Consider the following 21,302-nt stretch of genomic DNA (forward strand, 5'->3'; position numbering starts at 1 on the left):
TGATGGTGGCCGGACGGTGCGGGACTCCGTCACCGCGTAAAGGGACGGTACGAGGACGTCCCGGGACGTTTTCATATCCGCTGGAAGTCCTCCAGCAGCCGCAGCACGTGGTCGGTCTCCGCGAGGTCGGGGAGCACGACGGTGGCGCCGGCCGCAGTAAGAGCCGCCGAGGTGTCGACGCCCGTGGCCACGGCGATGATGCGCGCGCTCGAAGCCAGGGCCGCCTCGACATCCCTGGGGGTGTCCCCGACGAGGACAATGGGCGTGCCTGCCGGAACGCGGTGCTGGGCCTCGATCCGGCGTCGGGCCACGTCCACCAGGTGTGGACGATCGTCGGCGTCGGCCCCGTACGCCCCGACCGCAAGATCCACCAACGAGTCCAGCCCGAAGGCCCCGAGCTTGACGCGCGCGTTCGCGGCGATGTTGCCCGTCAGCACTGACGACACCCAGCTCGGCTCCGCGGCGGTCGCCTTGAGTACGTCGTGCACACCGGGCAAGACCCTCCCACGCTCCCTGAGCGCACCGCGACGCTGAGCTCCCGCGTCCATGAGGGCAGCTTCAATCCCTCGCCACGGCGGCATCGTCACGCCGTTGCGTCGGAACATCTCCTGCATGATCAACCGATCGGTACGGCCTTCCGTGACCGCTGCGCGCTCCGGAGCCCGACCGGTGACCGTTTCGTAGGCGGTGGCGTAGATCTCCTTGCTCACGCCCGCGTTGTCGATGAGCGTGTGGTCGATGTCCCACAAGACGATGAGCGCCATACAGCCAGCGTATGCGTGGTGCCGGAACCGCCCGTTCCATCGACCGCAGCTCCGAACGGACTTGCCCGTCGTCGCAACACTCGGCTTGTATGTTCTGCGTGAACGAGCGACTTCACTCCGTACTCGCCCAGCGTGGCGTCACGCCCGAATCGCTCGCCGAAGCCTGCGAAGTCGACCCGAAGACCGTCAGCCGCTGGCTCGGCGGACGCTTACCTCACCCGCGCCACCGTTACCGCGTGGCTGAACACCTTCGGGTCGAGGAGACCTTCCTCTGGCCGGCTCCTCAGCCACTGCGGGCAACGCCGACCGGTGGGCGCGGCACAGAGCTGATCGGGACCTACCAGAACCGCGCCAGCGTCCCAAGAGAGATGTGGCTCGCCCTCCTCCAGCAGGCACGCGAGCAGATCGACGTCCTCGTCTTCTCTGGCACATTCTTCGCCCAGAGCAACCCGCACGTCGCCAGGATGCTCGCCGACCGGGCTGCCGCAGGGGTCCGCGTACGGCTCTGCTTCGGCGACCCTCGTGGTAGCGCCGTCCAAGTGCGAGGCCACGAAGAGGGAATCGGCGACGCCCTCGCCGCCAAGATCCGCGCGTCCCTCACCTACTACCGATCGCTCCTATCAGTGCCTGGATGCGAAGTCCGCCTCCACGACACGACGCTCTACAACTCGCTCTTCCGATACGACGACACCCTGCTGGCCAACCCGCACGTCTACGGCCAGCCGGCCAGCGCCAACCCGATCCTCCACCTCAAGTGGGCCTCAGCCGGTGGCTGGTTCGACGACTACGCTCGCAGCTTCGACGCCGTCTGGGCCGGTGCACGCCTCTGGGCGCCCGAACAGGAGGAGACGCATGGGCAGGACTGAGTACTACGACGACCCGAACGCCCCCAAGGCCAACACCCTCATCCCGGCGAGCAACCTCCTGGTCGTCGACGACCGAGGCGCGATCCTCCTCCAGCGCCGCCGCGACACCGGCCAGTGGGCGCTGCCCGGCGGCGCCCAGGACATCGGCGAGACCGCCGGGCAGTGCGCGATCCGCGAATGCCTGGAAGAGACCGGCATCATCGCAGAGATCACCGGCTTCCTCGGCGTCTACACCAACCCGCACCACATCGTCGCCTACACCGACGGCGAGATCCGCCAGCAGTACGAGAACACCTACATCGGCCGCCCCGTCGGTGGCGAGCCCACCATCAACGACGAAGCCGACGGCGTCCGCTTCGTTCAGCCGGAAGACCTCGACGCCTACGACATCCACGCCAGCATGCGCCAGCAGATCGGCGACTACCTCGCCGGCACCTACCCCTACCTCGGCTGAGCCGCCGCGAGAGCCGCCTCAACCCGCCCCACGGCCGCGAAGATCGCAGGCTCCGCCCGCCGAATGAACCGCCCCACAATGCTGTCGGCCCCGTAGCGGTTGACGATCTCCGCCACCCGGCCCTGCGCAGTCGTGGGCTCCCCGTCGGGGGTCGTCGTCATGTCGCAGTACACGAGCGCGTCCACCAGCAGCTGGTCCTCCAGGAGAGGGAACTCGACTTCCAGCGCCTCACGCAGGCCCCTCTCCTCCGCCTCTAGCAGCGCGAAGGAGTGGTTCGCTACCAACCTGCAAAGCCGTTCATCCGCGCGGTGCTCATCACGGAGAAACCGGGCCCCGTCCAGCGGATGAAACCCCGTGACGGCCAGCCGGGGCGCGTAGCCGACATCGTGGAGCACGGCAGCTGCACGGAGCAGGTCCGCCCGCTCACCCGCAATGGCCGCCAAGGTCTCGGCGTGCCCGGCAACACCCTGTGAATGTGCCCAGCGTCGTGGCAGCGTCTGCGCCAGCTCACGCTCGCATAAGACCCTCGCCCAGCCCACCGGGACCCCCTTCCACTTCCGTCCGACCCGTCATGCCCCCTCGCCCATACCCGCCTCCGCCACAACTCTCACTCCAGCCAGGTCCCCCGGAGCAGGCCCGCGCTGCACCACAGCATGCCTTTCAGGTCCCGGCCCCGACATTGAAGTGCGCGATCCGTTCCGGCAACTCGGCCAGCGAATCGATGCGCATCGTCGCAAGTGGACGGCTTCCGCCGGGGTACCAGCGGCCCGCTACGGTGCTTGCTGTGGCCAATGCTGAGCACGTCACCGTCATCGGGGCCGGAGTCTCCGGCCTGACCACCGCCATCGTCCTGGCCGAAGACGGACACCGAGTCCAGGTCGTCGCCGAGGAAATCCCCGGCCGCACGTCTCTGGCCGCAGGCGCGATGTGGGGCCCTTATCTGGTCGAGCCCAAGGACAAGGTGGACCGATGGAGCCGGCACTCGCTGGACGTCTTCCGGACCCTGGCGTCGGAGCCCAACACCGGGGTACGCATCACCTCCGGCATCGAAGCCTCCCGCCACGCCGACGCACCACCGGACTGGGCCACCACCCTGCCGGGCTTCCAACCCTGCGAACCCGACGCCCTCCCACCCGGCTTCACCACGGGCTACCGCTTCGAAGTCCCCCTCATCGACATGCCCGTCTACCTCGACTACCTCCAGACGCGCCTGATCGCGGCCTGCGCCACTCTCACTCAGGCGGCCGTGACCAGCCTCGACGACCCAGCCCTCAGCCCCGTCGTCGTCAACTGCACCGGTCTCGGCGCCCGCCAACTCGCCGCCGACACCGACCTCCGCCCCATCCGCGGCCAGCACGTCGTGGTCACCAACCCTGGCCTTACCGAATTCTTCTCCGAGGACACCGGAACCTCCCCTGACCTGCTCTGCATCTACCCCCACGGCGACACCGTCGTCCTGGGAGGCGCCGCCGTCGCCAGCCGAGGCGACCTCGACCCCGATCCGGAAGCAGCCGAAGCCATCCTCCGCCGATGCGCCGCGGCCGAACCTCGACTCGCGCAGGCCCAAGTCCTCGCCCACCGAATCGGCGTCCGACCCACTCGTCCTGCAGTCCGCGTGGAAGCCGAGCGACGCGCTGACGGTCGAATCGTCCTCCACAACTACGGCCATGGCGGCGCCGGCGTCACCCTCTCTTGGGGCTGTGCACGCGAGGTCGAGTCCATGATCGGCGACCGGGGATAGCGCTGTCGGCTTCGATCACGGCGGTACCTGCGCGATAGTCGGCTGACGGCACGAATTCAGCCCTGGACCAGCTCCCAAACCGGCTGTCCGAAACTGGCCTGCGCCTCGTGTGCCTACTTGCTTGCGCTCCCCTGCGCCGCCCTAACCTCCTCCGCCTCACCGCAAGTGACGTCGACGGAAGGGCTGCCGGTGAACGAGGACGAGTCCAAAGCCATCGCCGAAATCCTCCAAGAGCTGAGCATCACCTCGCACGTCCAGGTCCGCTCGTCCACCGAGCTCGCCGGCCAGATCACCAAGGCAGCAGAAGAAGAGGACGAGAAGCGGGAAGAGGACGGGCGGGGTCCGCTTCGCCGACGCACCGACTACCGAGCCCTCAGGGGAGCGCCGCGATCACTGACGCTCACGCCTTGGCAGGTTGTCCACGCCATCGGTCTCGGTGCCGCCGCGGCCCGCCAGGGCGCCGGGCGAGGACTTGCCGAGCACTGGGGCAGCCTGCGCTACAGCCAGGCCCTGGAGGCCAACCGAGGTGGTTACCTTCAGTTGTCGTCCGAGGGGCGCGATCTCCTGCGTTTCTACAAGGCCACACAGTCCGGCGAGATCGGCACCGGTTTCGCCTCGCTGCTGGCCGAGAACATCGTCCAGTCCAGGTACCCCGACCACTCGGTCTCCGTGATCCCGGCAGACATCGCCCTGAAGGCCGGTTGGAGCCTTCGCAGTTCCGGCACTGGCACCCGCCCGGAGCCGTTACAGCGAAGGCCCCAGTTCTTCGTCGAAGCCTGGCAACCAGGGCAGCCGTCCAAAGTCTTCCTTGCCGCCTCGAAGGGCACACACAGCAGCGTTCATCAGGTGCACAAGCAGCTCAGTACGGCCAGCGCCCACGTCGAGTCCGTGCACATCGGGCCCTACGGCACAGTCCCGTACTTGCTCATCGGCACCGAAATCCCCACCTCGGAGAGCCTCGCCGTGCACGCTCTGGAGGCACCGGGTACGACCGTGCTTCGCCCACCCGGAGAGACATCAGGAGCAGACCTGAACCTCTTCCTGGAGCAGGAGAACCGCGTGGCCGACGCCGTGCAGCCCACGGAGCGCGGAGGGGCGACCGTCCCCGGGTTCCAGATACTGCCCGACTCCTTCGCCTGGTTCAGTGTCGTGCTGGCGCGGACGGAAGCAGCCTCTCTGGTGGCCTTCACCGGCGGCGGCAAGCCAACCGCCCAGTACCTGACCAAGGAACAAGGGCGACGCCACTTCCAGCATGATGTTCACGCCAACACGATCAGGCTGCGGCATGCAGAGCACCGCATCCACGGCATCGACTTCGTTGGAACCGACCACATCTACCGCCTCAACGGCACCCGGGTAGAAGCCTTCTCCGGGCTTAAGAAGGATCTGTACACGCACCTCCACCACGGGCGCGTGAACGAATACCGACGCGAGGTACACGCCCTACGCGGGCAGTGGCCGGACCGCAGCACATCGGACGAGTGGAACGCGGTGTCCATCCGTGCGGACGGGACGGTGATGGCGATCCGTCTCCGGGACGAGTGACCCAGGAGCAGCAGCTGCTGACCGGTTCCGGTTCCGTCTACTCGGAGGCGGCACCGTTGAAACGGTTCGGGTCAAGAAGCTGCCCGCTGGTGGGGGAGCGGACCCGTCCGCCCGGTGCCGGGGATCCGGTAGGGCGGGGGGACGGGTCCGTTGAGGGGGTGGCCGGGTCAGATCAGGGCGTTGTAGATGGTCCAGCCCTTGCCGACGTTGACGCGCGCGGCATAGGGCGCCGCGGCGTTGCCGGTGCCCTTGTAGAGCCACAGCGCGCCGGACGCGTCGCGGCCGAGGATGTCGGCCCGGCCGTCACCGGTCAGGTCGCCGGGGACGACCAGGGCGTTGTAGACGCCCCAGCCCGTACCGACCTTCACCCGCGCCGCGAACGGCGCCGTCGGGCTGGACTGTCCTTGGTACAGCCACAGGGCGCCGGAGGTGTCGCGTGCCAGCAGGTCGGGCCGGCCGTCGCCGGTCAGGTCACCTGTGCCCGCGAGGGAGTTGTAGGCGCTCCAGCCGGCCCCGACCTTCACCCGCGCCGCGAACGGCGCGGTCGTGCTGGACGTGCCCTGGTACAGCCACAGCACGCCGGAGGTGTCGCGCGCCAGCAGGTCGGCCCGGCCGTCGCCGGTCAGATCACCCGCACCCACCAGGGAGTTGTAGGTGTTCCAGCCGGCCCCGACCTTGGTCCGGGCCGCGAAGGGGCGGGCGTCACCGCCGCCGCGGTAGTACCAGAGCACGCCGCTGGTGTCGCGGGCGACCATGTCGCCCGTACCGTGCACGGTCAGGTTCGACAGTGCGGTGATCGCGTCGTAGCCCTGCCATCCGCTGCCGACGGCCACACGTGCGCCGTAGGGCGCCGCGGCGTTGCCCGTGCCGTCGTAGCGCCACAGCGTTCCCGCCGTGTCGCGCCCGAGAAAACGGGTGGCGGGCGCCGGGGCCGCGCCTTCGACGGCGAAGCCGGCCGTCGCCTCGGGACTGTTCCCGGCCGCGTCGGACGCCTGGAAGCGGACGTCCGCCACCACCTGCCGGTCGGTGACGGACGAACCGGCCGCCAGGCGGTAACTGACGGTGTGGTCACCGGCGGGCAGGTCGCAGGTGACGGCCTCGGCCGTGCCGTTGACCGGTCCCGCCGCGTGGCCGCAGGCGACCTGCGGGTCGCCGCTCACCGAGGCGATCTTGAGGTCGACCGTGCTCGTGGACCAGTCGGGCTGTCCGGGCGCGGGCCGGAACGCCACGGTGAGCCGGCCCGCGGTCTCGGCGTGGACCCGCACGGTGTGCACTGCCGTCGCGGAAGCGGACACGTCCGCGGTCGTCAGGTCGAGGGACGACTGCGTCCGCTCGACCAGGCCGCGGGCCACCCCACCGTCGGAGGAGCCGTCCGGCGGCGCCGCGTAGCCGCCCACCGCGAGGAAACGGCTGTCGCCGGACCCGCCGACCGGGGCGATGTCGTTGAGCGTGTACGACGGGTACCGGTCGGCGGGCACGGTGGCTCCGGCCTGCCGCGCCCAAGCGGTGCCGTCGTAGTGCCAGAAGACGGGCTCGTCCCCGCCGCCGGGGACCGCGTCGTTCTGGCCGGCCGCCCACAGCCCGCCGTGCCCGTCCGGCCGGAGGGAGGTGAGGATGAACTGGGACAGGGCGCCGGTGACGTCGTGCCAGGACGACCCGTCCCAGTGCTCGACGTGCGGTGCGGCACGCCCCCCGCCCTCGGGGTAGCCCCAGCCGGCCAGGTAGACGTCGTCCGGGGCGACCGCGGCGACCTCGGACATGGTGACGCCGGAGGGCGCCGGCGGCTGCGGCATCGCCGTCCAGGTCCTGCCGTCCCAGTGGTACGCCACCGGGTGGCCGCCGGTGACGGGGAACTGCATGCCCGTCGCGTAGGCGTCGTCCGCCGAGAGGGCGTCGAGCCCGCGGATGTCCACGAGTTCGGGCAGGTCGAAGCTCTGCCAGGTACCGTCGCCAGAGGTGTACAGCTTGTCGCCGCCCTGGAAGACCCGGCCGGGCACCGCCTTGAACGGCACCTCGATCCAGTCGCGGTCCAGCGGTCCCGCCGCCGGTACGGCCGTCCACCGCGTGCCGTCGTAGTGCGCCAGGTACGCCGTCCCGCCGGTGGACGTCGCGTTCGCGCCGTAGGCCCATACGTCGTCGGCCGACGCGGCGCTGACGGCCCACCACTCCTGCACCTGGGGCAGGGCGGGATCGGTGACCTGCGACCACGTCCGTCCGTCCCAGCGCATGAGGACGCCGTGCTCGTCGACGCCCCTTCCCGCCGCCCAGGCGTGGTTGTCGTCCACGGAGGTCACCGAGTCCAGCGACGCGGCGGCGCTGTCGCCGGACAGTGCCGCCTTCCAGCCGGGCGTCGAGGCGTGGTGCGTGGCGGGCGCCGTGTCGGCGGAGGCCGTTCCGGCCGAGCCTGCCAGTGCGGTGAGCAGGGCGAGTCCCGCGGTGCCGGCGACGGCGAGCCGTCGCGTCCGCGGGCGCGTGTGCTGTGCCTTGATCGTGCGTCCCCTCCCTCTGTCCACGGGACCTCGGCGAGGGCCCGTGATGTCGTCCTGCATGGCGGGCCGGACGCGCGGCCGCGCGCGTGTGCGGGTCGCCGGTTCACCGGCGTGCCGCTGCGGGAGTTCCCCTGCCGCACGGCGGATCCGGGCCGCCCGCGGCCTCGGCGCTTCTGCCGGCCTGCGGGCCCGTCAGCCATGGAGGGCCGGGCGCGCATCCGCGCCCATGCCCGTGACCGCTCCCCCGCGGTCCTGGGGGGCAGTGTGTCATACGGGCTCGGCGGTGTCGTGGATGGAGTCGGCCTCGGTGACCAGGGAGAACACGCCCCGGAGCGTCGTCGGCCCGCGTGTTCGCCGCGACGCCGGGCGCGCGCCCCCTGTTCCGCGACCTGCTTGCGCGCACACCCCTCTGAGCCTCGAACGGAACGTGCCGGTCGATTGGGTACGATCCGTCATGACCCCCACGCTCCGGCTGTGGCACATGGCCGCGCCGGGCGGGCAGGCGCGCGAACGGTACGCCTGCGGACTCCGGGACGCCGTCGCCGAACCGGAGCCCCGACTCACGCGGATCCTCAGCGTTCTGCTCACCGGGGCGGGCGTGCGGGCGACCGCCTGATCCGGCCACGGCGTACCGCCATCACCCGTCCCAGGAGCACACATGCGAGTAGCCGTCTTCGGAGCGTCCGGAATGGTGGGGCACGGCGTGCTGGACGCCTGCCTGCGCGATCCGGGCATCACCGACGTCCTGGTGGTCGGACGCCGGCCCTTGGGCGCGGACCACGCGACCGCCGGCCGTCCGGACGCCGGCGACCCGAACGCGAAGGTCCGCGAGATCGTCCATGACGACTTCGCCGACTTCACCGCGATCCAGGGCGAGTTCGCCGGCCTCGACGCGTGCTTCTACTGCCTCGGCGTCTCCTCCGCGGGCCGCAGCGAGGAGGAGTACACCCGCATCACCCACACCTTCACGCTCGCGGCCGCACGCGCGGTCAGCGTCGACAACCCGTCCCTGACGTTCACCTACGTCTCCGGCGAGGGGACGGACAGCGAGGGCACGTCCCGCTCGATGTGGGCCAGGGTCAAGGGCCGCACCGAGAACGACCTGCTCGCGATGCCCATGCACGCCTACATGTTCCGACCCGGCTACATCCGGCCCGACGGCGGAGCCGTCTCGAAGACGGCGGCCTACCGCTGGACCTACCGGCTCACCTCATGGCTCTACCCGCTCCTGCACCGGCTCGCGCCCGGACACACCACGACGACCGGGCATCTGGGACGCGCGATGATCGCCACCGTGGGACTGAGCGGCCAGGGCCCGCACGTGCTGGACAGCTTCGACATCAACCGCCTGGGCGCCGCGCGCCCGGCGGCCGCCTGACGCGCTGACGCGTTGACGCGTTGACGCGTCACCGCGGGCGGCGCCGGGCGCCGGACCGCCGGGTGGGGGTCAGTCCGTCGTCCTGGTGACGGCGGGGGGTCGCCAGGTGCCGTCGAGGGGCGCGCGTCGGCCCCCATCGCCCTCGGAGAGGGGCATACCGCCGACGGTAGGCAGGCCCGCGCACGGCCACCCCGCGGAAGGGGCCGTACGGGGGAGGCGGCGACCGTCCGGCCAGGCCGGTCAGCGGCGGCGCGGGCGGTGGGGGGCCGGGGTGGCGGCGTCGCCCTGCTGGATCTCCGTCTGCCAGCCCTCGGGCGGTTCGGAGTACGGGGAGCACTCGCCGCACGCCTTGCACGTCCAGCGGCCGTGGAGACCGTGGACCTCGGCGCCGCAGCCCGTGCACTGGTGCACGGTGAAGTACGGCTCGACGGGTGCGGGAGCGGTAGGCATGTCGTCCACCCCCTCAGTGTGCAGGATGCGGCGGCGCCGGGGCAGGGGCCGTGCCCCGCGCCACCCTCCGGTCCGGGCCGCGCGCGGGGAGCGGGTCACTGCACGACGGGTGAGCCGTTGTGGATGACGACGGACGCGGAGCACTGCTGGTCCGCGCCGGCGCCCGAAGTAGCCGCCGCCCGAAGTAGCCGCCGCCCGGCCCGCGGACGGCGTCCCCGCGGTGGCGACGCGCCGGTGGCGACCGGCCGGGCGTCGCAACTGATCTCCTACATGATGTAGAGGTAGGGTGAGCGGCAGCCCTGGTGCCGGCGATCGGAGCGTCGGCGCCGGGGCCGCCGTGGGCGCGCCGCCGCCCGGTCGCGTGGCGGGGTCCGGCCGTCGCGTGGCAATCCGGCGACGCCGCGGGTTTTCGCACGCGGTGTTCGGTGCGTTCGCCTTCCGTGTTCACCTCGCACGTCTACAGTCGTGTAGACGGTCACGCCTCCGGTGTCGCCGTGCGCCGCCCGGCGGCCTCGCTGCCGCAGTCGACTCCCTGAGGGATCAGCCCATGTCGGACCTGTCCTACCTCCAAGCCGTCACCATCGGCGCCCTTCAGGGCGTGACCGAACTCTTCCCCGTCTCCAGCCTCGGCCACTCCGTGCTCGTGCCGGCCTGGATCGGCGGCTCGTGGCAGCACCTGGTCACGGAGAACGCCTCCGGCGACTCGGGGTCCTCCCCGTACCTGGCCTTCATCGTCGCGCTGCACGTGGCCACCGCCCTGGCCCTGCTGGCCTACTTCCGCAAGGACTGGGTGGCGATCGTCAAGGCGCTGTTCACGACGCTGCGCACCCGCACGGTGACGACGTCGACCGAACGCCTGGCCTGGCTGCTGGTGGTGGGCACCATTCCCGTCGGCATCACCGGTCTGGTGCTGGAGCACACCTTCCGCACGCTGTTCGCCAAGCCGGAGGCCGCCGCGATCTTCCTGACCGTCAACGGAGTGATCCTCTACACCGGCGAGCGCCTGCGCCGCGGCTCCGTGGCCCGCACCGCCGCCCTCGCGCCCGAGCTGAGCGCCGGGCCGGGCGCGGCCACCGAGGGCGACATCACCGCGCACGCCTCGCGGCGCCGCCTGGACGACCTCAACTACCGCGAGGCCGGGATCATCGGCCTGTTCCAGACCCTGGCGCTGCTGGCGGGGATCAGCCGGTCGGGCATCACCATGGTGGGCGGCCTGCTGCGCGGACTCGACCACGAGGACGCGGCCAAGTTCTCGTTCCTGCTGGCCACCCCGGTGATCTTCGCGGCCGGCCTCCTCAAGCTGCCGAGCCTGGCCGGGTCGGCCGGCGACCACATCCACGGGCAGGTCGTCGTCGGCTTCCTCACCGCGGGCGTGTGCGCGTACGCGGCGGTGCGGTTCCTGTCCCGCTGGTTCACGACCCGGACGCTGACGCCGTTCGCGATCTACTGCCTGGTGGCGGGCGTCGCCAGCATGATCTGGTTCGCCTGACGGTCCGCTCGCTCCGGTCCGGTCCGGTCCCGTCGTTCGGGTCGCTCCGGTGGCCACGCGCAATGCGGTGGCGTGCGGCCGCGGGATCGGGAAGGCTCGGGCGCATGGTCTCGGTACTGCAGAACGTCGCGATCGACTGCGCGGACGCCTACGAACTGGCCCGCTTCTGGGCCGCCGTCACCGGCCGCCCGCTGCACCCGGAGGACCGGCCCGGCGACCGGGAGGTCCAGGTGATGCTCGCCGAGGGCCCGGTGCTCCACTTCAACCAGGTACCCGAGCCCAAGACGGTCAAGAACCGCGTCCACCTGTGCCTGCGCCCCGAGACCTCGCGGGACGAGGAGGTCGACCGCCTCCTGGCCCTCGGCGCCACGCTCGTCGCGGACCGCCGCGCCCCCGACGGGACGGGCTGGGCCGTGCTCGCCGACCCCGAGGGCAACGAGTTCTGCGTCCTCCGCAGCGCGTCCGACCGGGCCGCCGCCGCGACCTGAACCCGCTCCCCGCGCGTTCGCGCACCCGACCCCGGAACTTCCACCGGGGTGTCCTGACCGCCCCTCCCCTCAGCCGGTAATGGCGCAGTAACGGGCTCCTCCTAGCGTCCGTCGTCATCCTTACCGTCTCAGGAGGAGCACCCGGATGCACCTGCCTCGCCACCTACGGCGCAGATCTGCCGCGTGGGCGACGGTCGCGCTGGCCTCGGCCGTTCTGCTGAACGGTCCGCTGCCCTCGGCGGCCGCCGACAGCGCGCCCTCGCCCAAGATCGACTCATCACTGCTCGGCGCCGTCCAGGACGGCGGCGAGGCCTCGTTCTTCGTCGTCCTCAAGGACCAGGCCGACCTGTCGGGCGCGCGCGGCAAGACGTCGCACGCGGCCAAAGCGACTGCCGCCTACGACCAGTTGCGCACCACGGCCGAGAACGGCCAGCGGTCCCTGAAGTCCTTCCTCGACAAGAAGAAGGTCGGGCACCGCGACTTCTGGATCGCCAACGCCGTCTACGTCACCGGCGGCCAGTCGCTCGTCGACCAGCTCGCCCAGCGGCCCGACGTCGCGCGGATCGTCAAGGAGCAGACGTACAAGCTCGACGACCTGGAGAGCCAGACGAAGAACGTCGAGACGCGGACGGCGACGAAGTCCGCCGTGCAGGCGGCCGCCCAGGCGGCCGCGGACGGCGACGGCACCCCCGAGTGGGGCGTCGCGGACATCCAGGCGGACAAGGTCTGGAACGAGTACGACGACCGCGGCGAGGGCATCGTCGTCGCCAACGTCGACTCGGGCGTCCAGTACGACCACCCGGACCTGGTCGCCAACTACCGCGGCAACAACGGCGACGGCTCCTTCACGCACGACTACAACTGGTACGACGCGACGGGCCAGTGCCCGACGGCCGCGCCGTGCGACAACAACGGCCACGGCACGCACACCATGGGCACGATGGTCGGCAAGGGCGGCGTCGGCGTCGCCCCGGGCGCGACCTGGATCGCCGCCAAGGGCTGCGAGTCGAGCTCCTGCTCGGACGCCTCGCTGCTGGCCGCCGGCCAGTGGATCCTCGCGCCGACCGACCACAACGGGCAGAACCCGCGCCCCGACCTCGCGCCGAACATCGTCAACAACTCCTGGGGCGGCGGCGACACGACGTTCTACCAGGACATCGTCGAGGCGTGGAACGCCGCCGGCATCTTCGAGGCGTTCGCCGCGGGCAACGACGGTGACGGCACGACCTGCTCCACCACGCACGCGCCCGGCTCGCAGGCCCCGGCCTACGGCGTCGGCGCCTACGACTCCTCGGGCACGATCGCCTCGTTCTCCGGCTTCGGCCCGTCCCTGGTCGACGGCTCGCAGAAGCCGAACATCTCGGCGCCCGGCGTCGACGTCCGCTCGACCTGGCCCGGCGACACGTACAACACCATCTCCGGCACGTCGATGGCGACACCGCACGTCGCCGGCGCGGTGGCCCTGCTGTGGTCGGCCGCCCCGTCCCTCGTCGGCAACATCGACGCCACCCGGCAGCTGCTCGACGAGGGCGCGCGCGACGTCGACGACACGCACTGCGGTGGCACCGCCGCGTCCAACGACGTCTGGGGCGAGGGCAAGCTCGACATCTACAACTCGGTCGAGCTGGCGCCGCACAGCGCCGCGACCGTGACCGGCGAGGTCACCGACTCCGCCACCGGCGCCGCCCTGTCCGGCATCACCGTGCAGGCGGCCGACGGCGCGGGCAGCACCCGCACCGTCAAGACCGTGGCCGGCGCCTACCGGCTGACCCTGCCGGCCGGCACCTACTCCTTCACGCTGAGCGGCTACGGCTACGCGCCGCGGACCGTCACCGGCATCACCGTCACCGCGGACGAGGCCCTGGCCCGTGACTTCGCGCTCGACGCCGTGACCTCCCACAAGGTCACCGGCACCGTCCTCGACGTGCAGGGCCGGCCGCTGGCCAGGGCCACCGTGTCCGTCGACGGCTCGCCGGTCACCCCCGTCACCACCGACACCAGCGGCGCGTTCACGCTGCCGGACGTCGCCGACGGCAGCTACACCCTGTCCGTGACGCCCGCCGCCCCGGTGCTGTGCAACGGCGTGTACCGCGGCGCGCTCACCGTCAGCGGCGACGAGACGCAGCGGATCAAGCTCCCGGCGCTGACCGACGCCTCCGGCAACTCCTGCACCCCGGGCGCCTATGCGTGGATCAAGGGCACCACGAACGTGGCGCTCACCGGTGACGAGGACGCCACCACGATCGGCCTGCCCTTCGCGGTGAAGCTGTACGGCGTCTCCTACACCAGCGCCTCGATCACCACGAACGGCCTGATCAACTTCCTGGAGCCGCGCATCGGGGACTACGCCAACACCCCGCTGCCCACCGCCGCCCGGCCCAACGGCGTGGTCGCCGCACTGTGGGACGACCTGGTCCTCGACAAGAAGTCCAGCGTCCAGACGGCCACCACCGGCGCCAAGGGCAACCGGCAGTTCGCCGTCGTGTGGACCAACGCCGCCTACGCCGCCCAGTCCGGCGCCCGCGCCACCTTCGAGGCGGTCTTCGACGAGGCCACCGGCTCGGTGACGCTCCAGTACAAGACCGTCGACGACCGTGGCGCGAGCGCGACCGTCGGCATCGAGAACCAGTCCGGCACCGACGGTCTCCAGTACGAGTTCGACCAGGCGGTCATCACCGCGGGTTCGGCCGTCCACTTCGCGCAGGGAGACAACGCATGAGAGCGCACGACTCGCGGCGGGCCCTGCGGCTCGCCTCCATGCTGGCCGTGGCCGGCCTCGCCCTGACCGCGGCCCCGCACGCCCTGGCCGCCGGCACGGACGCGTCGGCCATGAAGCTGACCAGCGCGCAGGGCAAGACCCTCGCGGACCGGCTCCAGACCGAGCTCTACGGCGACGCCGCGGCGACGGCCGACGGCACCGGCGCGACCACCGGTTCCGGTGCGACGACCGACGGCAGCGGCGCGACCACCGGCGCGACGGACGCCCCGGCCCCGGACGCCACCGGTGGCGCCGCCACCGACACCGCCCAGCCGATCACCACGACGCGCACCTCGACGATCGAGGGCGTGCGCGGCCTGGCCGCCACCGTCCCCGTCGGCAACAAGAAGGGCGACTACTTCACGCTGCACAGCCTCGGCCACGTCGCGCGCAGCGCCGCCGACGGCACGCCGCAGTGGAGCCGCGACACCGCCTCGCTGATGGCCGACTGGAAGGTCAAGCACCTTCGCCCGTGGGACGTCGAGTTCTACCCGCCGATGCTGGTGATGGGCTACAACGCGGTCTCGCCGTTCACCCCGGCCTCCGACCAGGGCTACGACACCGGCGACCTCACCGGTGACGGCGTCCCCGACGTCGTCTTCTCGGCGAGCCTCGGCATGGTGCCGGCGGCCGGCGTCGTGCTGCCCGGCACGACGCTGACCAAGGGCACGATCGTGACCGTCCTGGACGGCGCGACCGGGAAGACGCTCTACTCGAAGGTCTACGCCTACGCGTCGGTGGTGAAGATCGTCGACGGCGCGCTGCTCGTCGGCGACTCGCCCGCGCAGAACGGCTCCGCCGCCGCGACCGGCACGACCCGGCTGACCGGGACCCGGTTCTCGTACGCGGACGGCGCGCTGTCCGAGTCCAGCACCTGGACGTACGACACCGGGACCGCCGCGGGCTCCGCGTGGGCCTCGGTCCAGGACCTGGGCGGCGGCCGGGCGGCCGTCTCCTGGAACCTGGCGAAGACCGCCACCAGCGCGTCCCGTGGCCGCACCGTCGTGCTCGACACCAACGACGGCTCGGTGCAGTGGCAGACCGACAGCTCCCTGTACAGCCGCCAGTTGCGGCTGGACAGCGGCCGGGGGCAGCTGGTCGCCGTGGAGCAGTCCGACATCAGCGACGGGGTGCGGTACGAGGTCGCGGCCTACGACCTGGCCGACGGCCGCCGCACGACCCTGGACGACCGGGTCAACGTGCTGCCCACCGCCTTCACCGTCGGCGACCTGTCCGGCGGCTCGGCCGGCGGGTCCGACGAGTACGTCGTCAGCGAATCCTCGCTGACGGACGACCTCTTCGTGAACGCGAGCACGATCCGGGTCCTGGACGGCGACGACCCGGGCACCGCCCTGTGGCAGTACACCACCAAGCGGGCGGCGGACAACGGGAAGGACGGCCCCAGTACCTGGCGGCTGGACGTCGTCGGCAACAAGCTGGTCGCCGTGGGACAGGACGACACGGACATCGGCAAGGCCGTCAACACCGGTGGCCGGTACGGCTCGCTGACCGTGTTCAACGCCAAGGGCAAGGTGGCGTGGCGCACGTCGGGCGCCACCACGTCCCCGGTGTTCGACGACGTCTACAAGGACGCCGACGGCCGGCACGTCCGCACCGTCGACGCGGACCAGAACGTCCGCACGTACGACCTCACCGACGGCACCCAGCAGCGACTGACGCCGTTGCAGGGCGACATGTCGTCGGCGCAGCTGGTCGACGTGGACGGCGACAAGAAGGTCGACCTCGTCGAGGGCGGCCAGTCCGACGGCGTGTGGGCCTACTCCGGCACGTCGCTGGTCGGCGGCACGCCGAAGAAGCTGTGGCAGGCCACCGTGCCGGGCGCGGTGCACCGCATCGAGGTCGCGGACGTGACGGGCGACAAGACCCCGGAGATCGTCGTCGCCGCGGACAGCGCGGTCGTCGTGCTCGACTCCAGGACCGGCGCGGTGCTGCGGACGATCGACGGCGGCGGCCAGTACGTCCGTTCCGTGGTGCTCGCCGACGTCGACGGGGACGGCAAGAAGGAGATCCTCGTCCCGACCGACGCCCTGCGCGTCTACAAGGGCGACGGCAAGCCGCTGTGGACGTACGCGGCGCCCGCGAGCGCCGGCGCCGTGTACTTCGCCGACCCCTCGGTCAACGACGGCAGGGTCTACACCCAGTACGGCGCCGCCGACGCCATCGACGTCACGAGCCCCGTGGTCAAGGCGGTCGCGCTGGACGGGACGACCGGCACCCTGGGCTGGGAGATGACGCCGACCGCCCCGGCGGACTCCCAGGACGGCATCCGCGGAGCGCTGCTCGACCACGCGGTCTACGCCTCGTCGAACACCCCGTACGCCGACGGGCACGCCGTCGCGTACACCTGGGTCGCCTGGACGCCGATCCACACCACCAGCGGTGACTTCATGACCCCGAGCAACGTCGTGGAGATCCGCGACGGCCGCACCGGGGAACTGCTGCACACCGCGGTGACCGGCGGCCTGTGGACCCACGGCGGATACTTCGACGGCGACGGGGTGCTCCAGGAGGCCGGCACCGGCTCGGCCTACTCCTTCGGCGCCGACGGCGCGGACACGCGGACCCTGTTCCTCCCGCCGACCCACACCGCGGGCTGGATCACCGGACCCGGGGGGCGGAAGGTCGGCATCACCGGGTCCGAGGGCGGCGCCTACCTCTGGGACCCGGCCACGTTCGTCAGCGACGGGATGCACTCCAACTACGTCGGCAAGACGGCGAGCGAAGGGGGCGCCCGCAACTACGTCGCCGGCGACCTCGACGGCGACGGCGTGGACGAGATCGTCATGCTCAACTTCGACGACCGCGGCGTGAACGAGACGGCCGAGCAGATCGGGGGTGGCTACCTGATCTCGAACCAGAGCATCCACGAGGTGTCGACGTACAAGCTCTCCTGAGCCGCTCGCCGCGCGCGTCCGACCGGACGCGCGCGGCACGCCGGGACCCCCGGGCGAACCGAGGGGGGCCCGGGGTTCCCGGCGTTCGGCGGCCGGGGTGGATGTGGGGCGCGGCGGAAACCCCAGGTGGCGGAGGGTGCCGCCGGGATCACGCGGCGCCCCGCGCCGCCCCCGACTCCGGCGGCACCGCCCCCGGCGGCCATGGCGTGCTCGATTACAGTGGGCGCCCTCATGGACGCGCGGCACACCACGGAAGGCGGTACGCCCGCTCCACCTTTGCTGAAGCTGTACCTTTTCGGCGGATTTCGCGCCGTTCGCGACGGCGGGCCCGCGCTCGCCGAACGATGGCCGCGTCCCAGTGCCCGCGCCCTGGTGAAGCTGCTCGCCGTCGTCCCCGGCCACGCCCTGCACCGCGAGCAGGCCATGGACGTCTGCTGGCCCGACGCCGACCCGCAGGCCGCGGCCGGCAGCCTCCGGGTCGCCCTGCACGCGGCCCGGCGCGCCCTCGAACCCGAACTCGCCCCGCGGGCCGCCTCCTCCTACCTGGTCGCGGACGGGGCCATGCTGCGGCTCGACCCGGCCACCGTGTGGATCGACGCCGACCACGCCGAAGCGGCGGCGCGCACCGCCCTCGCCGCCTGCGACCCGGCGGAGCTGGCGGGCGCGCTCGACGCGTTCGGCGGCGAGCTGCTGCCGGAGGACCGGTACGCCACGTGGGCGCAGCCGCGCCGGGACGGGCTGACCCGGCTGCGCGAGGAGCTGCTGCTCGGACTCGCCGCCGCCCATCTGGAGCGGGGCGCCGCGCAGGAGGCGGCCGCGGTCGCCGAGCAGGTCCTGGCGGCCAGCCCGGCCGAGGAACTCGCGCACCGCGTGCTCATCGAGGCGTACATCCGCCAGGGGCTGCGGCGGCGCGCGGTCCGCCAGTACCACGTGTGCCGGGAGGCGCTGGACGCCGAACTGGGCGTGCGGCCGGGCCCGGAGACCGAGCGGCTGCACCGCGCCGCGCTCGCCGCCCGGCCCATGGCCGTGACGTCCCCGCCGGCCGCGGCGCCCGCGCTGCCCGCTGCGCTCCGCGGCCGGCTCGGGACGCCGCTACGCGGCCGCGACGGCCTGCTCGCCGGGCTGCTCGCCGCCGCGGGACCGCCGGTGCGGCTGCTCACCGGCGAGGCGGGCGTCGGCAAGACGCGCCTGGCGGGCGAAGTGGCCCGCAGGGCCGCCGAGTCCGGGGCCGCCGTGCTGTGGGGCGGCGGACACGACGCGGAGGGCCACACCCCGTACGGCGCGTTCGCCGAGGCGCTCAACGGCTGGCTGGCCGGACGGGACGCGGGCGAACGCGCCCTCGTCGGCGCCGAACATCCCGAACTGGCCGCGTTCCTCCCCGCGTTGGGACGCACGGGGGACGACGTGGAGCGCAGCCCCGAGGAGGAGCGCGACCGCCTGTTCAGCGGCACCGCCGCGCTGCTCGGCGAACTGGCCGTGGCGCAACCGGTGGTGCTGGTCCTGGACGACCTGCACGCCGCGGACACCGGCTCGTTCCAGCTGCTCAGCCACCTCGCCCGCCGGTCGGCCGACGCCGCGGACGCCGCCGGGACGGGGGTGAGGCTGCGCTTCCTGGTGACCTGCCGCGAGGAGGAGCTGCCCGAGGACGACCCCCGCAGGACGGGCCTGGCCGCGCTGCTCCGGCACGGACTCGCCACCCGCGTCGAAGTCGGCCGCCTCGACCGGGAGGCCTGCCTCACGGTGGCCGCGGACGCGCTGACCGCGACCGCCGCCGGCCCGTCCCAGGCCGGAGCCGCCGCCCGCCCGGCACGCGGCGGCGGTGAGGCGGGCTCCGCGGGCTCCGGTGCCGGGTCCGGCGTCGGTCCGGGCGTCGGCTCCACCACGGGCTCCCGCGCTGGAACGGCCGGCGGGACCGTCGCGGATCCGGGCCCCGCGCCGGACCTCGCGCCGAGCTCCGCCGTGGCTCCGGGCACGGGCGACGGCAGGGGCCCCGGCTCCGGCTCGGGCTCGGGCTCGGGCCTCGACTCCGTCTCCACGCCAAGCGCCGGCCCCGGCACGGACGTCGAGCGCCTGGTGCGGGTGTGGGAGCTGTCGCGCGGGAATCCGTTGTTCGCGATCGAGCTGGCGCGTGGGCTCACGGACGCAGGGGCCGGGGCCGGGCCCGTCACGCCGGACAGCGTGCGGCAGCTCGTCGCCGAGCGGCTGGGGCGGCTCGACCAGGACACGCGCCGGATCGTCGAGGCGCTGTCCGCGGCGGGCGGCGAGACCGCCCTGTCCGACCTGCTGGACGTGGCCGCGCACGGCCTGCGTCCACCCGTCGCCGGCGCGGCCGCGGCCGATGCCCTCGAACGGGCCATCTCCGTCGCGCTGGTGGAGGAACGCCAGGTCGTCGTGGACGGCCGGCCCGAGGCGGGCGTCGCGTTCCGGCACCCCGTCGTCCGCCTCACCTGCTACGACCGGCTCACGGCGGTGCGCCGGCGCCAGCTGCACGCCGCCTTCGCGCAGACGGTGCTGCGCCGCCGTCCCGACGCCGTCGACGAGCTGGCCTCGCACTTCACCCGCGCCGACGACCCGCGGGCCGCCGAGTACCTGCGCCGCGCGGCCGAGCGCGCCGCCGCCCTCTACGCCAACGACACCGCCGACCGCTACTACCGCGAACTGGTCACCCGGCTCGACGTCGACGCCGCCCACGCCCGTCTCGCGCACAGCCAAGTACTCGGCCGCATGGGCCACTTCGCGCAGGCCGCCGGGGTACTGCGGCGCGCCCTCGCGGAGTTCGTGCGGCGCGGTGACCACGACGACACGGTCCTCGCGGCGGCGCATCTGGCGGACACCCTGGCCAAGGCCGGGGCCACCCGCGACGCCTGGGAGGTCCTGCGGTCCCACACCGTCACCGCCGCCACCGCCCCCGGCCCCGCCGCCCGCCACTACCTCGCACTGTCCCTCATCCAGGGCATCCTCGGGCAGTACGAGGACGGGTACGCGTCGGCGCTGAGCGCGCTGGAGCCCGCGCGCCGGGTCCGGGGCCCCGTCGGCATGGCGTTCCAGGCGCGCTCGTACGTGGTGCAGGCCCGCAACCTGGCGCTGGCCGGGCGGTTCGGCGAGGCCCGCGAGACCGCCGACCTGGCGCTGGGGCCCGCCGAGGCGTCCGGCGACCCGACCATGATCGTGGCGGCGCTGTCGACGCTGCGGGAGAACGCGCGCCGCGCCGGACGGCTGCACGAGGCCGTCGCGTCGGGCGAGCGCGCCCTCACCCTCGCCGAGCGGTCCGGCGATCCCACCAACGCCGCGTTCGAGCGCGCCAACCTCGCCGAACTGCACATGCTGCTGGGGGAGTCGGCGGCCGCCGCGACCTTCGCGGAAGCCGCGGTGCGGGGCGCGGAGCCGGACGACGCGTGGTGCCTGCCGTACGCGCTGGCGACCCTGGCGCGGATCCGCCTGCGCGCCGGGGGCACCGAGGAGGCCGAAGCGCTCCTGCGCCGGGCCGGGTCGGCGGCCGCGGTCCCGCGCGACCGCCAGGCCGGTCTGGAGGTCCTTGCGGCGCGTGCCGAACTCGCCCTGCGCACCGGCCGTCCACGCGAGGCGCTTTCGGCCCTGGCCGGCGCGGAGGACGATGCGCCCGCCCTGGTCGCGTGGGCCGAACTGCTCTCGGGGCAGGCCGAGTCGGCGCGCCGCCGCGCCCTCGCGGAGGTCGCCCGGGCCGGCCGCACCGGCGAGCGTCTCGCCGAGACGGAGGCGCGGATCGCCCTGGGCGCGGCCCTGTTCCGGCTCGGTGAGGCCGCGGCGGCGGAGGAGGCCCTGTCCGGGGCCGGGGACCTCGCGGCCGGCCTGCCCTACCCCGCGGGCCTGAGCCGCGTCGCGGCGGCCCGCCGCCTCGCGGACGGCACGGCCGCGCCCGACGGCCTCTGGTAGCCGGCCACCGCACCGGCCCGGCCAGGGCCCACCCTTAAGCTCGGGGCTTTATC

General features: G+C 72.8%; 15 protein-coding genes. 11 read left to right on the plus strand and 4 right to left on the minus strand.

Annotated features, from left to right (window positions below; all coding sequences use genetic code 11):
* Positions 1-71: 71 nt before the first annotated feature.
* The gene (locus BMW99_RS26110) at positions 72-764 is read right to left on the minus strand and encodes an HAD family hydrolase (RefSeq protein WP_069461853.1); all 693 of its coding nucleotides are present in this window, start codon (positions 762-764) and stop codon (positions 72-74) included.
* A 98-nt stretch (positions 765-862) separates the two neighbouring features.
* On the opposite strand from BMW99_RS26110, the gene BMW99_RS26115 reads away from it, so the two are divergent.
* Together BMW99_RS26115 and BMW99_RS26120 are read left to right on the plus strand one after the other, a co-directional pair.
* On the plus strand, positions 863-1,630 hold the full coding sequence (locus tag BMW99_RS26115; RefSeq protein ID WP_176735372.1) for an XRE family transcriptional regulator: 768 nt from the start codon (positions 863-865) through the stop codon (positions 1,628-1,630).
* Positions 1,617-2,084 (plus strand): NUDIX hydrolase, encoded by a 468-nt coding sequence (locus BMW99_RS26120; RefSeq protein ID WP_069461851.1) that lies wholly within the window; start codon positions 1,617-1,619, stop codon positions 2,082-2,084. The genes BMW99_RS26115 and BMW99_RS26120 overlap by 14 nt, the downstream gene beginning before the upstream one ends.
* Here BMW99_RS26120 and BMW99_RS26125 read toward each other — a convergent pair.
* On the minus strand, positions 2,072-2,623 hold the full coding sequence (locus BMW99_RS26125) for an HD domain-containing protein (protein ID WP_069461850.1): 552 nt from the start codon (positions 2,621-2,623) through the stop codon (positions 2,072-2,074). The two genes, BMW99_RS26120 and BMW99_RS26125, sit on opposite strands and share 13 nt — an antisense overlap.
* A gap of 245 nt (positions 2,624-2,868) precedes the next feature.
* Here BMW99_RS26125 and BMW99_RS26130 point away from each other — a divergent pair, with 245 nt between their 5' ends.
* Positions 2,869-3,825, plus strand: coding sequence for an FAD-dependent oxidoreductase (locus BMW99_RS26130; protein ID WP_069461849.1), 957 nt, complete (start codon positions 2,869-2,871; stop codon positions 3,823-3,825).
* 189 nt (positions 3,826-4,014) lie between these two features.
* Positions 4,015-5,370, plus strand: a complete 1,356-nt coding sequence (locus tag BMW99_RS26135; RefSeq protein ID WP_069461848.1) for a hypothetical protein — start codon at positions 4,015-4,017, stop codon at positions 5,368-5,370.
* A gap of 167 nt (positions 5,371-5,537) precedes the next feature.
* On the opposite strand, the gene BMW99_RS42240 is transcribed toward BMW99_RS26135, so the two are convergent.
* Positions 5,538-7,883: an FG-GAP repeat domain-containing protein gene (locus tag BMW99_RS42240; RefSeq protein ID WP_075017638.1), complete on the minus strand. Its 2,346-nt coding sequence runs from the start codon at positions 7,881-7,883 to the stop codon at positions 5,538-5,540.
* A gap of 430 nt (positions 7,884-8,313) precedes the next feature.
* Between BMW99_RS42240 and BMW99_RS41445 the strand changes: the two genes are divergently transcribed.
* Both BMW99_RS41445 and BMW99_RS26145 read left to right on the plus strand, forming a co-directional pair.
* Entirely contained in the window at positions 8,314-8,475 is a 162-nt protein-coding gene (locus tag BMW99_RS41445; protein WP_176735606.1) for a hypothetical protein, read from the plus strand.
* 42 nt (positions 8,476-8,517) lie between these two features.
* The gene (locus tag BMW99_RS26145; RefSeq protein ID WP_069465619.1) at positions 8,518-9,237 is read left to right on the plus strand and encodes a Rossmann-fold NAD(P)-binding domain-containing protein; all 720 of its coding nucleotides are present in this window, start codon (positions 8,518-8,520) and stop codon (positions 9,235-9,237) included.
* 240 nt (positions 9,238-9,477) lie between these two features.
* Here BMW99_RS26145 and BMW99_RS26150 read toward each other — a convergent pair whose 3' ends face one another.
* The gene (locus tag BMW99_RS26150; RefSeq protein WP_075017639.1) at positions 9,478-9,696 is read right to left on the minus strand and encodes a hypothetical protein; all 219 of its coding nucleotides are present in this window, start codon (positions 9,694-9,696) and stop codon (positions 9,478-9,480) included.
* Between the two features lie 538 nt (positions 9,697-10,234).
* On the opposite strand from BMW99_RS26150, the gene BMW99_RS26155 reads away from it, so the two are divergent.
* The 5 genes from BMW99_RS26155 (at position 10,235) to BMW99_RS42245 (ending at position 21,249) form a co-directional block, all read left to right on the plus strand.
* Positions 10,235-11,176: an undecaprenyl-diphosphate phosphatase gene (locus BMW99_RS26155; RefSeq protein WP_069462805.1), complete on the plus strand. Its 942-nt coding sequence runs from the start codon at positions 10,235-10,237 to the stop codon at positions 11,174-11,176.
* A gap of 104 nt (positions 11,177-11,280) precedes the next feature.
* Positions 11,281-11,664 (plus strand): VOC family protein, encoded by a 384-nt coding sequence (locus BMW99_RS26160; RefSeq protein ID WP_069462804.1) that lies wholly within the window; start codon positions 11,281-11,283, stop codon positions 11,662-11,664.
* Positions 11,665-11,809: 145 nt separating this feature from the next.
* On the plus strand, positions 11,810-14,383 hold the full coding sequence (locus BMW99_RS26165) for a S8 family serine peptidase (protein WP_069462803.1): 2,574 nt from the start codon (positions 11,810-11,812) through the stop codon (positions 14,381-14,383).
* Entirely contained in the window at positions 14,380-17,337 is a 2,958-nt protein-coding gene (locus tag BMW99_RS26170; protein ID WP_069462802.1) for an FG-GAP-like repeat-containing protein, read from the plus strand. Before BMW99_RS26165 ends, BMW99_RS26170 begins: the two co-directional genes overlap by 4 nt.
* A gap of 231 nt (positions 17,338-17,568) precedes the next feature.
* Positions 17,569-21,249 carry an ATP-binding protein gene (locus BMW99_RS42245; protein ID WP_245791627.1) on the plus strand — a complete coding sequence of 1,227 codons (3,681 nt, stop codon included), beginning with the start codon at positions 17,569-17,571 and terminating at the stop codon, positions 21,247-21,249.
* The last annotated feature ends 53 nt before the right edge of the window (positions 21,250-21,302 follow it).

The sequence above is a fragment of the Actinacidiphila rubida genome (assembly GCF_900110255.1).
Classification (GTDB): Bacteria; Actinomycetota; Actinomycetes; order Streptomycetales; family Streptomycetaceae; genus Actinacidiphila; species Actinacidiphila rubida.